Annotated in this window: 10 protein-coding genes and 1 pseudogene; 5 read left to right on the top strand and 6 right to left on the bottom strand. The window is 70.7% G+C overall.

Going from position 1 to position 13,680, the window contains the following annotated elements:
* Positions 1-443: 443 nt before the first annotated feature.
* Together ACIP98_RS38250 and ACIP98_RS38245 are read right to left on the bottom strand one after the other, a co-directional pair.
* On the bottom strand, positions 444-914 hold the full coding sequence (locus ACIP98_RS38250; RefSeq protein WP_401980965.1) for a hypothetical protein: 471 nt from the start codon (positions 912-914) through the stop codon (positions 444-446).
* Between the two features lie 773 nt (positions 915-1,687).
* Entirely contained in the window at positions 1,688-1,975 is a 288-nt protein-coding gene (locus ACIP98_RS38245; RefSeq protein WP_401980962.1) for a hypothetical protein, read from the bottom strand.
* Between the two features lie 466 nt (positions 1,976-2,441).
* Here ACIP98_RS38245 and ACIP98_RS38240 point away from each other — a divergent pair, with 466 nt between their 5' ends.
* The 3 genes from ACIP98_RS38240 to ACIP98_RS38230 all read left to right on the top strand — a co-directional run bounded on the left by ACIP98_RS38240 (position 2,442) and on the right by ACIP98_RS38230 (position 6,663).
* On the top strand, positions 2,442-3,782 hold the full coding sequence (locus ACIP98_RS38240; RefSeq protein ID WP_401980960.1) for an MFS transporter: 1,341 nt from the start codon (positions 2,442-2,444) through the stop codon (positions 3,780-3,782).
* Positions 3,779-6,073 (top strand): hypothetical protein, encoded by a 2,295-nt coding sequence (locus ACIP98_RS38235; RefSeq protein ID WP_401980959.1) that lies wholly within the window; start codon positions 3,779-3,781, stop codon positions 6,071-6,073. Before ACIP98_RS38240 ends, ACIP98_RS38235 begins: the two co-directional genes overlap by 4 nt.
* A gap of 323 nt (positions 6,074-6,396) precedes the next feature.
* A complete protein-coding gene (locus ACIP98_RS38230; protein WP_401980957.1) occupies positions 6,397-6,663 on the top strand; it encodes a hypothetical protein in 267 nt (88 codons plus the stop codon).
* Here the strand turns inward: ACIP98_RS38230 and ACIP98_RS38225 are convergent.
* Positions 6,576-6,935, bottom strand: coding sequence for a DUF6300 family protein (locus ACIP98_RS38225; protein WP_401980955.1), 360 nt, complete (start codon positions 6,933-6,935; stop codon positions 6,576-6,578). The two genes, ACIP98_RS38230 and ACIP98_RS38225, sit on opposite strands and share 88 nt — an antisense overlap.
* Positions 6,936-8,080: 1,145 nt before the next feature.
* On the opposite strand from ACIP98_RS38225, the pseudogene ACIP98_RS38220 reads away from it, so the two are divergent.
* Positions 8,081-8,449, top strand: a pseudogene (locus tag ACIP98_RS38220) (IS30 family transposase); the annotation flags it as partial.
* Between the two features lie 2 nt (positions 8,450-8,451).
* Here ACIP98_RS38220 and ACIP98_RS38215 read toward each other — a convergent pair.
* From ACIP98_RS38215 to ACIP98_RS38205, 3 genes are read right to left on the bottom strand one after another with little or no spacing between them, the layout of a single operon-like run.
* A complete protein-coding gene (locus ACIP98_RS38215; RefSeq protein WP_401980954.1) occupies positions 8,452-9,375 on the bottom strand; it encodes a hypothetical protein in 924 nt (307 codons plus the stop codon).
* Positions 9,362-10,585 carry an MFS transporter gene (locus tag ACIP98_RS38210; RefSeq protein WP_401980951.1) on the bottom strand — a complete coding sequence of 408 codons (1,224 nt, stop codon included), beginning with the start codon at positions 10,583-10,585 and terminating at the stop codon, positions 9,362-9,364. Before ACIP98_RS38210 ends, ACIP98_RS38215 begins: the two co-directional genes overlap by 14 nt.
* Before the next feature lie 15 nt (positions 10,586-10,600).
* Positions 10,601-11,065 (bottom strand): hypothetical protein, encoded by a 465-nt coding sequence (locus ACIP98_RS38205; protein ID WP_401980948.1) that lies wholly within the window; start codon positions 11,063-11,065, stop codon positions 10,601-10,603.
* Between the two features lie 531 nt (positions 11,066-11,596).
* Between ACIP98_RS38205 and htpG the strand changes: the two genes are divergently transcribed.
* Positions 11,597-13,540: a molecular chaperone HtpG gene (htpG, locus tag ACIP98_RS38200; protein WP_401980945.1), complete on the top strand. Its 1,944-nt coding sequence runs from the start codon at positions 11,597-11,599 to the stop codon at positions 13,538-13,540.
* Positions 13,541-13,680: the final 140 nt, after the last annotated feature.

Raw genomic sequence — 13,680 nt, 5'->3', positions numbered from 1 at the left:
CTGCGTCGCAGCATGCGCGCAGGTACCACCACCATGGAACGGAAATCGGCAGTGTTTCTTCCTATCTCCATTCAGGGTCTCGTCCTGCTCGCTGTCGCATGGATTGCGGGCTGGTGCGTGCACCGTCGCTTGGTCGACAAGGGCCCGGGTGAGCGGCTGGTTCTGTCTATTGGGGCGGCGGCGGCCGCCGCGACCATCGTGGGCGGCGCCCTCGTGGTGTCCCCCAGCCAGGCTGCCTCGGGATCCATGCCGAACAGCCCGGCTCCGGTGGTCTCGCCGACGGCTCACCCGTCGGTCACCACGTCGCCTTGATGGTCTGGGTGTTCGGCGGCCTCCACAAGGGGCCGCCGCCACCGTACCTCTACCGGCTACGCCACAGTGCGGACGCGGTCAGCGTCTCGAACGTCGTCGACAAGGCCAAACCGGACTCCGAGTGCCCCGACCTACGCGGCCCGGCGCTGCGCCAGAGTGCGGATGCGAGCGGCGTCGACGGCGCGGACGCCCTCGCGGACCGGATCGAGCGGGATCAGGTGCCGGTGGAGTTCGCGAATGCGGACGTCGAGGTCGAGATGGATCCGTGTGCGGCGGGCGCAGCGGATTTCGGCGATCGTGCGCGGATGCACCGTCAGACGCATGGCGAGCAACGTGGCGGGCCACCCGGCGCGTTCCAGATCGGACAGCAGTCGTGACGCTTCGGCGGCACTGGTCAGGCCGGGCGTGGCCGGCAGGTGCCGCGGCGGCATGGCCACCCCCAGCACGGCGTCGGCGGTGGTGCGCGCGATCGGATGGCTGACCCCGCGCAGCAGGCGGCGGACCAGGGTCACCGACAGCCCGGAACGGTCGGCGATGTCTTGGGCGGACATGCCCCGCGCACGCAGCCGCTGCGCCCAGGCGATCGCCGACGCCGGGGACACCCGTGCGCTTCCTCGCTCGCGAAGGTCCGCGTCCCGCTGGCGGCGCGCCCGGCGTGCTGCTTGCCGGCACGCGATGCGGCGGCAGCCGTAGTCCGCGCACGACGGCTGCCCGTGCCGCACGGTGGAGGTCTTCGGCCGCCGGGAGGCGGGGATCGGACGGGATACGTCGTTTGCGGAAACGATGCTCATGCGGTGGCCCTGCCAGATGGTCGCCGGATCACGGCGCACCAGGCGCCGGTCGGCACCGACAGCCGAGAGCAACCCGCCCTCGAGACACACCGAGGAAGGAGTAGGTGCTGTGCCGGTGCCTGCTCATCCACCTGACCGTACCGGCCGACTCGGACAGGAGTGGGGCCGCACCGGTCATCAGGGCGGAGCCGGTTGCGACGTTGCTGCTCTGTCCGCGCCTCGATCGCCCGCGCCGGAACGGGCATCGCGGTCTGTGCAGCGCGGGGCGGGAAGGACAGGGCCGATGGCGGTGGAGTCCCGGGCGGTGATCCATGATCGAGACGCACGAGATCTGTCCGGCGCCCTTCGCCTCGGCCTGTCCCGGAGACGCCGTCATGGCTCCGGGGCGACCGCCGAGCGGAGGGGGCCGGGCTCCCGCTCGCCCCGTAGGTCTGTCTGCCCCGAGAGGTATGTGCGAGTGCTGGGCGACTACGGCTCCCCGCGGGCGAGCGACACCCGAGTCCTGACGCGCGGGCGGCCGGCCGCGGGCCCCGCACCGGCTGGTGCGGGGCCCGCGGCATCCCGGATGCCGCCGGGCAGGGGCGTCAGCTCCGGCGACGGGGCGGGCGGTTCAGCGAACGCCGCCGGATCCCGCGCGGTCGCCGCCGGGACCGGGACAGGGCGGCGGTGGCGTTCACCAGGGCCTCGCCCACATTGGCTGACGTGCAGGCCTGGGACCAGGTGCGCACCAGCGTGGCGGCGCCGAACAGCACCACCGCGAGCGACAGCAGGACCAGGCTGACGTCGATGACCACGGGGGAAATCCCGAGGCCGATGAGGGTGTTGACGGCGCGCGGGCCGTCCTTGAACAGGAACGCGATCGGGTTGAGCACGGGGCTCCCTTCTGGGCACGGAGATCTTTCACCTCTTTGTTGGCGAGGGCGCCCCTTCGACAGGACCCGCGCCGACACCAGAGACCGTCCGTGCCATCGCTCACGAGGCAATGGCCGCCTGCACCCGGTGCCGGGCAGAGGAAGCCTTTGGAGTCCCTCGCCACCGGGGGAAGGTGCTGCGTGAGGCGCAGGCTGCATTCGCGTACAGCCGCCGGTCCGCGCCGCTGGGAGTTCCGTGTGCCGGGACGCGGGCGCCGAATGCCGTGCCGGGCCCTGGTACGGGGCGGGAGGTGTTGCGCCGGGCGGCCCGCGACGTGACCAGGTCCCCCGCCGGGGCGGCACATTGGACCGCGCCCCGCTCTGCTCGGCCGATCTGAAGGACATCGATCCCGGTGACCCGCACCCTCCTTTGCCGCCACTCGCCTGCTGCCGTGTCCGTTCCGGTGCGGGTCTGAGGATGGCGGGCATGGCACACACCGCGACCGCGGCCGTCGCCCCCGTCGAGCCGTCGCGGACGCATCGCCGGACGGGCGGTGGGAACCGGGCCGTGGCCCAGGTGCACGTTCTGCGGGCGTGCGACGGGCTGGCGACGTCGGTCGCGGCGTACGTGGTGCCGGTCGTGGTGTATCAGCTGACCGGGTCGACGACCTGGGCGGGCATCGTGTTCGTCGCCGAGTGGCTGCCGCGGCTGCTGGCGATCGGTGTCGGCGGCCCGCTGGTCGACCGGGTCCCGGCCCGCACCGTGATGGCGGCGCCCGGGCTCGCCCGCGGCGGCCTCGTCGCGGGGGACATCGCCGCCTACCTGGCCGGGGCGGGGCCGCTGGCGATCGCCGCGGTCGGTGTCGGCTGCGGCGTGGCGGCCGAGGTCACCTACCTGGCGGCGGAGTCGCTGGGAGCTGCGGTGGCAACCGGTGCGAAGGCGGCGGGCGTTCAGGCCGTGCAGACTTCCATCGACCAGGCCGCCATCCTGACCGGCCCGCTCCTGGGCGGCGTGCTGCTCCTGTCCGGCCCGCAGTACGGGCTGGGCCTGGTCGTCGCGCTGTCGCGGACCGCCGCCGTGCTGTCCCGCACCCTCAACCGACCTGCCCACCACCCGGCGCGGGACCCACAGGCCGTAGGCGGCGAGACCGGCGGGCAGGGCGGCTTGCGGGGCGGGGCCGCCGCCCTGAAGGCACTGCTCGCGCTGGTGTGGCTGCTGGCCACGCTGGCCAGTATGAACCTGCTGTCCGCGCTGCTGCAGGCGGCAACCTCGGTGATCGTGACCGGCTTCGGACGCTCTCCGGCGGTCACCGGCGCGGTGTGGAGGGCCAGGGCGGCGGCCGCAGTGCTGGCGGCTGCCGCCTGCGCCCGCCTGCTCAAGCGCATCCGGCTGAGCAGCCTCGCACTCGCCGCGAGCGCCGGCGGCGCGGCAGCCACCGCCGCCGCCGGGCTCGCCCCGTCCTACCTCACTTACGCCGCCGCCCTGGCCGGCCTGGCCGCGTGCGAGGGCGTCGCGATGGTCGCGCTGCGCACCGCCCGCGCCCGCCTGCTGCCGCCGAAGGTGTTCGGCTCGGCGGTCGCGCTGATGGTGCTGGTGCTGGTCGCGCCGATGCCGCTGGGCGGCGCCGTCCTCGCCCTCGTGCCCGCCGACCGGCTCGGGCCGGCACTGATCACGGTTGCGGTGCTCCACGGCCTGGTGACCGTCGCGGCCTGCCGTCGCCTGCGCTGTCACCGTCGCGTCCTGGACAACCCCCTACCCGACCCCCACCTCGCCCCGGAGTCCGGCCAGTCGGCCGGGCCTCTCGAGTTCGTCAGGAGCACCCCGTGACCGTCACGACCCTCCGCGCCCCGGTACGCCCGTCCGCACGCACCACCCTCGAGACGCTCGGGACCTGGTACGCCCACGCCGCCGACGCTCCGCCCACCACGCCCGGCCGGCACATCTCCACCAGCCGCGCCTGGGCGGCGGCATGGGAGAACGTCACCACCGAGCCGGTCCTCGCACACCGGCACCTGCACCTGAGCGACGGCACCGGCCCCGGCGACCTCGTGTCCTACTACCTGATCGAGGGCTCGCCGTACTGGGCCGCCGTCGAACGGGACGCCGCCATCGGACTGGTCTTCACCGGCCCCGTGGTGTACGCCGGAACGCCCTACGGGGAGTACGGCGGCGCGGGGTCGGCCGGCGCGGGCACCATCCGGTACGCGGTGAGCGCCGGGGTGGACCTGGTCCGCGAGTGGGGCGCGCAGGCGCTGGTCGTGCCCGGCCTGACCACCGACCTCGCCCACCGGTGGACCGCCGCCGCCCGCCCGGACGCCGACCTGTTCTTCGACCTGGCCCACGTCGCGCCCGTCTACGGCTCCCTCTACGGGTTCCTGGACACGATGCCGTCGGCCAAGCACGCCAGGGAGATGCGCCGCCAGCGACGGCGCGGCCTCGAGCAGGGCCTGACGTTCCGCCGCCTGCACGGCCGGGACATGCTGCCCCTGCTGCCGCAGTTCACCGACCTCGCGGACGCCGCCGCCGTCAAGAACGGCGGCTCCCTGTACGGCACGGACATCTTCGCCGCGGTCGCCTCCATCCCCGGCGCGGTGCTGCTGGCCGCCGAACACGACGGCGACCTCGTCGGCGGCTTCCTGTGCTTCCACTACCGCGGACGTCCTGTACCTGTGGGCCGCCGGCATCGACTACCCGCGGCTGCGGACCCTGCACGGCCTGATGCTCGCCTCGGTGGACCTGGCGGCCGACCTCGGCGCCACCGCCATCGACGCCGGCCGGGCCAACTACCGCTACAAGCGCAGCCTCGGCCTGTCGGCGGTGGCGCTGCGCACGCTCGCCTACTTCCTCGCCCGCGACGCTTCCACCGCCCGCGCCCTGCACGCGATGGGCCACGGGATGGAGGCCTGCGCCGGGCTGGTGCTCGCGATCTGAACCATCGTCCCAGTCGCCACCTGAATCGTTGCCCAATCGCATCTCGAAAAGGACCGACCATCGTGCGCATCCTGATCATCAACCGGTGGGACGACGAGCTCTCCGACTTCGGCCGCGTCATCGACCACGACCTCCACCAGGTCACCTACGTCACCGTCCCCAGTCACCTGCCGATGATCCCGGCCACCGCCGCCGGGACCGTCGTGCTGGACTCCCTGAGCGACACCGCAGGCGTCATCGCGGCCGCCGAGTCCCTGTACCGACTGATGGGCGGCGTCGACCGCATCCTGGCCATGTCTGAGTACGACCTGCTGACCGGTGCGACCCTGCGTGAACGATGGGACGTCCCTGGCGCCACCGTCGCCGAGCTCACTCCCTTCCGCGACAAGGCCGCCGCCAAGACGGTGCTGGCCGCTGCCGGCACGGGCCTGCTCACACCCCGCTTCGAGCCGGTGGGGAGCATCGCCGAGGTCACCGCCTTCGCCCGCCGCTGCAACGCCGGTGTGATCGTCAAGCCGCGCGACGGCGCCGGCAGTCTCGGCTGCTACCGGATCCGGCCCGGCCGGTCCGCGGCCGCCGTCCTGCAGGGCGTCGACCTGAGCGGCTACGAGGTGGAGGAGTGGATCGAGGCGCCGGTCTGGCACATCGACGGCCTGCTCCACGACGGCGACCCGGTCGCCGTGTACCCGTCGAGGTACCTCGGGACCTGCCTGGACTTCACCCAGCTCAACGCGCCGGTCGGGTCGGTCGTGCAGCACGGGCCGCTCGCCCACTGCATGGCTGCCTTCGTCGTCCAGTGCGTGACCTGGCTGGGACTCCGCGAGGGGGTCTTCCACCTGGAGGCCTTCGAGGCCCAGGACGGACCGGTGTTCCTCGAAGCCGCGGCCCGGGTCAGCGGCGGCCCGATCCCCTTCAGCATCCGCGACATCTACGGCGTCGACCTGGTCGCCGACTGGATCCGCCTGCACCTCGGAGAGCCCGCGCACCGTACCCGGCCGCAACCTCGAACTGTCCGCCGGCAACCTCATGCTGCCCAGCCCGCACGGGCAGCGCCTGACCGAACGCAGCCCTCCACTCGTGGGCACGTTGCCTGGGCTGTACGCGGAGGAACTGCCGGAGGTCGGCACCGTCTTCGACGAGCCCAGTGTCTACGAAGGCCTCGTCGGCTCCTTCCGCTACGTCGGTGACAACGCGGACGCGGTCGAGGAGTCCATCTTCGCCACCGCGAGGCTGTTCCACTACACCCTCGCCCCGGACCTGGCCGCGGTCTCCTGACTGTGCGCCACGCGCAGGGCAGGGGCGGGTGAGCGGGCGCCGCGCTCGGGGATACGGCGCCCGGACCAGGGTCCCGCCGCCGACCGCCGAGGAGGCGGTGACGCGCCCGGCGAGCCCACCGCATCGTCCATGTAGACCACCGTGGCCACCTTCCGGGCGCCGCCCGTCCTGCCTTCCGCGCCCGGGCCGGCGGGCGGGGCGGGTGCCCGTGACCGATGGCACCGTGGCGGCATGCATGGACGATGCAGTGCGGCGGCGCGTGTACGGCGCCGATCACGATGCCCCCTGGCCCCGGCCGCGGCGGGTCTACCGCGAACTGGTCGGCGGCCCGCTCGACGGGCTGCTGCTGGACATCACCGGCTGGACGGAGCCCGAACGCACCGCCGGAGCGCCGCTGCGGACGGAGATCAGCCGCTACAGGCCGGGCGGCCGCAGCGTGTACGGGCCGCGGCCCGGCGACGGCGGCACCCGGTTCTGGGACTGGCGGGGCGATACCCGCTGATCTCCTGACGCCCCGCCGCTCCCGCCCGCTATCGCCCGGACCGTCAGGGCGCGAGGCGCCTTGAACCGGGCAGGGTCGTGTCCGCCGCCGGAGGCGAACCAGGCCAGCAGGGCGTCGGCGGCTTCTTTGCCGGTGTCGCAGGCCCGGCACAGCTCGAGATGGATCGGCTGCCCCTGGTCGTCCTGTTGCGGCATGTCCACGCTGATCGTCAGCGGTCCGTGGCAGCGTGAGCGGGGCGGCAGGTTGCCGGCGGTATGGATCCGGGCTTTCACGCGTACCCCCCTGGGTCGGTTCAGGCTGCCATCCAAGGCCTGTGCTGCGGTCGGGTCAACCGGTTCGGCCGGACTTGATCCGAACCGGGGATTGCGCACCCCGGTCCGCCGCCACCGGCCGGGGCCACGGCGCCTGGCCCACGGCTCGCAGCGGGCATCCTGGCACGCCCCGGGCACGACGTCGGCAGGGCCATCAGTGCGACGTGACGGGCTGTGTCCACCGCGACGGCCACCGCCTGCCGGGAGACTGCGCCCAGTGACCGCCACGCTCCGGTAGCCGTCTGCCGCTCAGCGCCGTCGCGCAGGGGACGAGTGGGGCTGTGCCGGATGCGCGGTTTGCTGGTGCGCCCGGCCCCGCTCGGGCACCGGCTGCGCGGGGGTGGTGGAGCGTTGGGTGATGCCGTGCAGGAGCCGGTCCACGGCGGCCAGGATGTCGCTCTCCCGGCCCGCGAACGGGGACAGCTCAGGGCCATGGGGCGACTGGCCGGGTGGAGCTCGCCGAGCATCCCGCCGCACCGACCAGTGGTGCCAGAGTCGAGGGCACGCCTACGCAACCGAACTGGCGGCAGTCAGGGCCGAAAACCAACCCCACAACGCCATGGGCCCCCCGCATTACCGCACCCCCGACACGGCAGCGGTCCGCGAGGGAAGGCCCTGCCCCCCTGCGGCAAATGCTCCGGACAGAGGCAAACCAACTCCGCCTAGACACGGAGCGGGAGCAGCACGACCGTGGAGCCAGCTGGCAGGAAGCCCGCCGCGCCGGCCTGCTGGCAGAGATTGAGTTCATGGAGGCCACCGGCCTCTTCACCGGGGCAGTACAGGCCGTTTGGCGACAGCTGGCCGCCGTCTCATGAGTGCGGCCGGGCGGCAGTGGCCTGCGACGCCCGGCCCCGGGGTTGCCCTCAACCGTGCATTGAATCGTACAGGATTGCACCTTTCGACCGTTTCCTGTTGGGTCGAATGGGTGCGGCCCGCGCCGTGGAGACTGGCGGGGTCGCGGGGTGTCGCATCGGTCGCGCGTGGAAGACCGTTGGAGCATGCCGAGCGTAGCAAGGTGCTGCCGCGCATGTTCGGAGCGTGACGGGATTCGGGTGTCCGGTCCGGTTGTCCGTGGCCGGAGTTACGGTCTGCCGAATGTGCCCTCTCTGAGCCGACCGGAGCCCACGATCAAGCGGGAGATCGACGCCCGGCGGTCGACGGCGTCTACCGGCCGCACCGGGCCCAGCGGGCCTGGGTCGTGAGCCGGTCCCGGCCCAATGCCTCGAAGCTCGCCGTGGACGCCGCTGCGTCGATACGTTGAGGACAAGATGCGCGGCGCTGGTCCCCGGAACAGATCTGTCACGCTGCGGTCATCGAGTTCCCCATTGACGAGAGCATGCGGGTGAATCCGGAGACGATCTACGTCCAGGCCCGTGGCGGACTGCGCCGCCAGGTCGCAGACACGTTGCGCACCGGGCGCACCTGCCGCAAGGGCGTACAGGAGTCATCAGCAGCGCACTCGCCGCTTCGTCGAAGATTAGAAGTAGTCGAGGTTCATGAACTGCGGTGGCGACATCAATCCCTCGCCGTCCGGTTGTAACGGCTTGAGCCACAGTTGCGAGATGGAGGCAGCGTCGAAGTCTGCGGTGCGGTGCTGACGGATCCGATGCCAGGTCTTGTCCGAGGCGGCCAGGTGGCGGCGGCCAACATCCATTCCGACAGCGACCACGAGGGCGGACAGGGCGTGCAACACCAGCGATGCGCGCATGCTGGAGGGAGCCACCACGTCATGGAGTTGAGCGACTTCGGCCGCGCGGGACTGTGCCACGGCGATCGAACGGCTCTGTTCGTTGTCTGCCGAGATACGCCAAAAACGCACACTTTCCTGGCCCCAGCCGAAGTCCGACAACCGAAGCGACCAGTCCTCAGCCGTCCTGACGAGCGTGAACGCCATAGCGTCGCGCCGGGCCTTGTGCTCGGCCAGAGATACCTCCTCCACACTCCAACCTGAAGGCTCGGTTGCCGCTCGCACTGTCACGCGGCGCAGCGAAGCCGTTGCGCTGAAGCCAGCCTGCGCGAAGATGCCGCCGTGGCCCGACCATGCGGCGACGGCTCCCGTGTTGGACGCGCGGACGGCGTCCTCGACGACGCGGCCGACCAGGGAGGTGGCGATGCCCCGCCGGGTGTGACTGTGAACGGTGGACAGCCCGGTCAACCCGCGGAGCATAGTGGTGCGTCCATCGGCCAACGTCACCCGCCGGTCCACCTCGAGCATGGTGGCCAGTATCTGTTCGGTGGACGACTCGCGCACGGTCCAGGCCCGGGACAGGCGTGCGGCGTCGAGTTGCGCATGCCCGGGTCGGGGTGGCGCCGGGGCCAGTAGCTTTGCGGAGGCATTCCATGCTTCGACGAGGCCGGCCTGGGAAGAGGAAAACTGCGGGACCAAGTCAGACGGCGGCATTTTCGACGGGCACCTTCTCCCCTGCAGTGGTCGGCGTGCGGACGGTGATCTGAGCGATCGCTGCCACGGCGAGAACGGTTGCGGACAGCGACAACAGGGCGATGCGGGGGCCGACCGTGGCCAGTAGGCCAGTGACGACCGGGATGCACACCAGACTGGAGAAGGTGGAGATCCCTGCCATAGCAGCGAATACGCGGCCCCGCTGCGATTCGGGGGTGGTGGCGCGAGCAACCCGCCGCGTGGCGACTGCCTGGACGCCGAGGCAGAATCCCCCGATCAGCCACATCACGTTCTGCAGGTAGATATTCGGCCACGCCATCGGGATCGTCAGGGCCAGGCCCATGACGAGGCCCGCTGTCAGGACGCTGCGGGTCGAGCGGGCGGGGGTGGACCAAAGCGAGTCGGGCCGGGTGCCGAGCCAGATGCCGATCGCCCACGTCATGCCGAGAAAGCCCAGTGCGATAGAGCCAACGTGCAGGACTCGCACAACGAAGTAGACATCCACGATGTTGATCGCCACTGCCGCGGCAACCCCGAGAGACTGGACCAGGACGGCCGCACGCAGCACCGGCTGCGTGGCCACCGCCTTCACCCCGGCCAGCCACGAGTCCGTCTGATCGCCCTGGCCCTGGTCGGCCTCCGACCGGGCCCGGCGGTCGGCCTTCATCATCAAGAAGGGGAGAATCGCCAGGCAGTAGCTGACGGCGTCGATGAGTAGGCACCAGCGGATGCCTACCCAGGCATACAGGAAACCTGCCACGGACGAGCCGACGACACCGCCCAATACCTGGACGCCTGTGGCGTTCGCGAACGCCCGGGAGATGTCCGCATCCTCGCTCAGGAGCTTCGGCAGCAACGAATACACGCACGGGCCTACCGTGGTTCCGGCCGCAGCGATCAAGAAGAGCCCCAGATAGGGCACCCAGGCCGAGTTCGACCCCGCCACCACGACAAGGTCGCCGACTACCTGTCCTGACAGCGCGATCACGCACACCCACCGGTTGGAGTACCGGTCGACGATCATGCCCGCGAGGGTGGCAAGGAGAGTTGCCGGCAGCAGGTCAGCCAGGACGACAAGAGTGGAGGAGTAGCTCCCCCGCGCGCTCATGTGGACGGTGACCGCGAGGAGGGCTACCGCCGTCCCCACGACGGACACCCCCATCGAGGTCAACAGGAAAGACACCTGGCGCGAGTTGCTGAGGAAACGCACACGGACTCCTGACGACTAGTGAAGCGCGGGACTGAAGAAAATGTAGGTGCTTGTACTGGCCAAGCCGAAGCTGAGCAGCCCGAAGGGCTCCAGGAAGAGGAAGCCAAGGTGCATGAGCACACCCAGCACAACCGCTGGAACGTAAAGGTCGGGCACGAGCAGCAGCAGCGGAAGCACAGCCTCGACGACAACCGTGGCGACCGAGAGAGCCTTCCATCCCCTCCGCACTCGCGGATCAGAGGACGGGCATATCAAGGGCCTGATCCATGCCGGGAAGAAGAACTCGCGGTAGGGAAGCTGTGCCTCCACGCGGATGGAATGGTCCACATAGTCAGCGAGTCGGTCTCCCGACATGAAGTTCGCGCTCCGCAGTTTCCGGTAAGCGCTGCTCCAATACATTTGTGCGGTGAGGAGCCCAATCATCGCCAGAGGCCAAGTATCTCCGGAGACCTCCTCCGAGGCGTGCGCCAGTGCGGACAAGGGGGTCACCGAAAGGTGCAGGCACAGCGTGATCGCGGTTGTGCAGCAGGCCAGAAAGACAACGTGGTAGCGGTATTCATAGGTCAGCTCGTACAGCAGGCCGGCAGCTGCGGGCGATCGCGGCCGAAGGACTCCAGGAGATCTACTTCCGCGACTGCCGCGCGGCGGGCCTGCAGGTGGAGTTCACCGGTGTCGGCTCCATCGGCATCGAGTTGAGAGGGCCGGGCTTGGCGGGGCTGCTGTCATCCGTCCCCACGGTTTGCCCCGGCCACGCCCGGAGAGCGATGGCATGACCCGGCAGGTTAGCGGCCTGATGGAGGGTGCTGGTGGGTGTCCGGTATTCGGAATGCGGTGATACACCGAGTGCTTGGCCGGTGTCGATGGGTGGCTTGTCAGGGGCGGGCTTGTCGGTCTGTCGATGGGCTGGAGCATGGGTCGGGTCCGGGTGCTGCCTGTCTGCTGGGGGCTTGGAGCGGGCGGTTTAGAGTGCGTGCGGTAGTCGGTTACTGATCTTTGGAGGGTTTACTCGTTATGTCGGCTGAGATCCACGAGTTCCAGGTGGAGGCGCGTCAGCTGTTGCAGTTGATGATCCATTCGATCTACTCGAACAAGGACGTCTTTCTGCGGGAGCTGGTCTCCAATGCCTCCGACGCGCTGGACAAGCTGCGCTTGGAGGCGTTGCGAGACGACGCGCTCGACGCGGACGTGTCGGACCTGCACATCGCCCTGGACGCGGACGCTCAGGCGCGAACGCTGACGGTCCGCGACAACGGGGTCGGCATGTCGCGCGACGAGGTCGTGTCACTCATCGGCACGATCGCCAGCTCCGGCACGGCGAGGTTGCTGCAGGAGCTGAAGGACACCAAGGACGCGGATGCGGCCGCCGGTCTTATCGGCCAGTTCGGCGTCGGGTTCTACTCGGCGTTCATGGTCGCCGACGAGGTCACCGTGGTGACCCGGCGGGCGGGGGAGAGCCAGGGAACCCGCTGGACCTCGCGCGGCGAGGGAACCTACACGGTCGAGGCCGCCGATGACGCGCCACAGGGCACGGCAGTGACGCTGCACCTCAAGCCCGCCGATGCCGAGAACCAGCTGCACGACTACACCGACAGCTGGAAGCTCCGGGAGATCGTCAAGCGGTACTCGGACTTCATCACCTGGCCCATCCGGATGCCCGCGCACGCGACGACGGCGGCCGACCCGGGCGGCGACAGCGCCGGCGAGGGCGCCGAGTCCGGGCCGGCGGCGCTGGAGACCGTGAACTCGATGAAGGCGCTGTGGGCGCGCTCGCGGGAGGAGGTGACCGATGAGGAGTACCACGAGCTGTACAAGCACCTGGCCCACGACTGGCTGGACCCGGCCGAGACCATCCTGCTGCGGGCGGAGGGGACCTTCGAGTACCAGGCCCTGCTGTTCATCCCCTCGCACGCCCCGCACGACCTGTTCACCCGCGATCAGCGGCGCGGCCTGCAGCTGTACGTGAAGCGCGTCCACATCATGGACGACTGCGAGGAACTTCTGCCGCCCTATCTGCGCTTCGTCAAGGGCGTGGTGGACGCGCAGGACCTCTCGCTCAATGTCTCCCGCGAGATCCTCCAGCAGGACCGGCAGATCCAGATGATCCACCGGCGCCTGACCAAGAAGGTCCTGTCCACCCTCAAGGACCTCATGACCAGCGCCCCCGACCGCTACGCCACCGTCTGGCGCGAGTTCGGCCGCGCCCTGAAGGAGGGCCTGCTCAGCGACTTCGACAACCGGGACACCCTGCTGTCGCTGTGCTCCTTCGCCTCCACGCACGACGCGGACGAGCCGACCACGCTGGCGCAGTACGTCGAGCGCATGAAGGAGGGCCAGGAGGAGATCTACTACCTGACCGGCGACTCCCGGGAAGCCGTCGAGAACTCCCCGCACATGGAGGCCTTCCGCGCGAAGGGAATCGAGGTACTGCTCCTGACCGACTCCGTCGACGAGGTCTGGGTCACCGCGGTGCCCGCCTTCGACGGCAAGCAGCTCCGCTCGGTCGCCAAGGGCGAGGTCGACCTCGACGCGGGCGAGCAGGACAAGCAGACCGTCAGCGACCGCGAGAACCAGCAGAAGGAGTACACCGACCTGCTGTCCTGGATGACCGGGGAACTCACCCAGGACGTGAAGGAGGTCCGGCTGTCCACCCGCCTGATCGTCTCCCCGGCCTGCCTCGTCTCCGACACGTACGACATCACCCCCGCGCTGGAGACCATGTACCGGGCCATGGGCCAGGACGTCCCGCACACCAAGCGCATCCTCGAACTCAACCCCGGCCACCCGCTGGTCAGCAGCCTCAACAAGGCCCACACCGAACGTAACGGGGACCCGGACGACAGCGGCCTCGGCGACATCGCAGAACTCCTCTACGGCATGGCCCTCATCGCCGAAGGCGGCGCGCTGAAGGACCCGGCGCGTTTCGCCAAGCTCATGGCCGACCGTCTCACAGTCTGACCCAACCCCGCCTGATCAGCGGCCCGGACCCGGGGGGGGGGGGGGGGGGGGGGGGCCGCCGGCCCCCCCCCCCCCCCCCCCCCCCCGGCGGGGGGGGGGGGGGGCCCCCCCCCGCCCCCCCCCCCCCCCCCGCGCCCGGC

This window comes from Streptomyces sp. NPDC088354, assembly GCF_044753585.1.
Lineage (GTDB): Bacteria > Actinomycetota > Actinomycetes > Streptomycetales > Streptomycetaceae > Actinacidiphila.
This window is presented reverse-complemented; position numbering and strand designations above follow the sequence as displayed.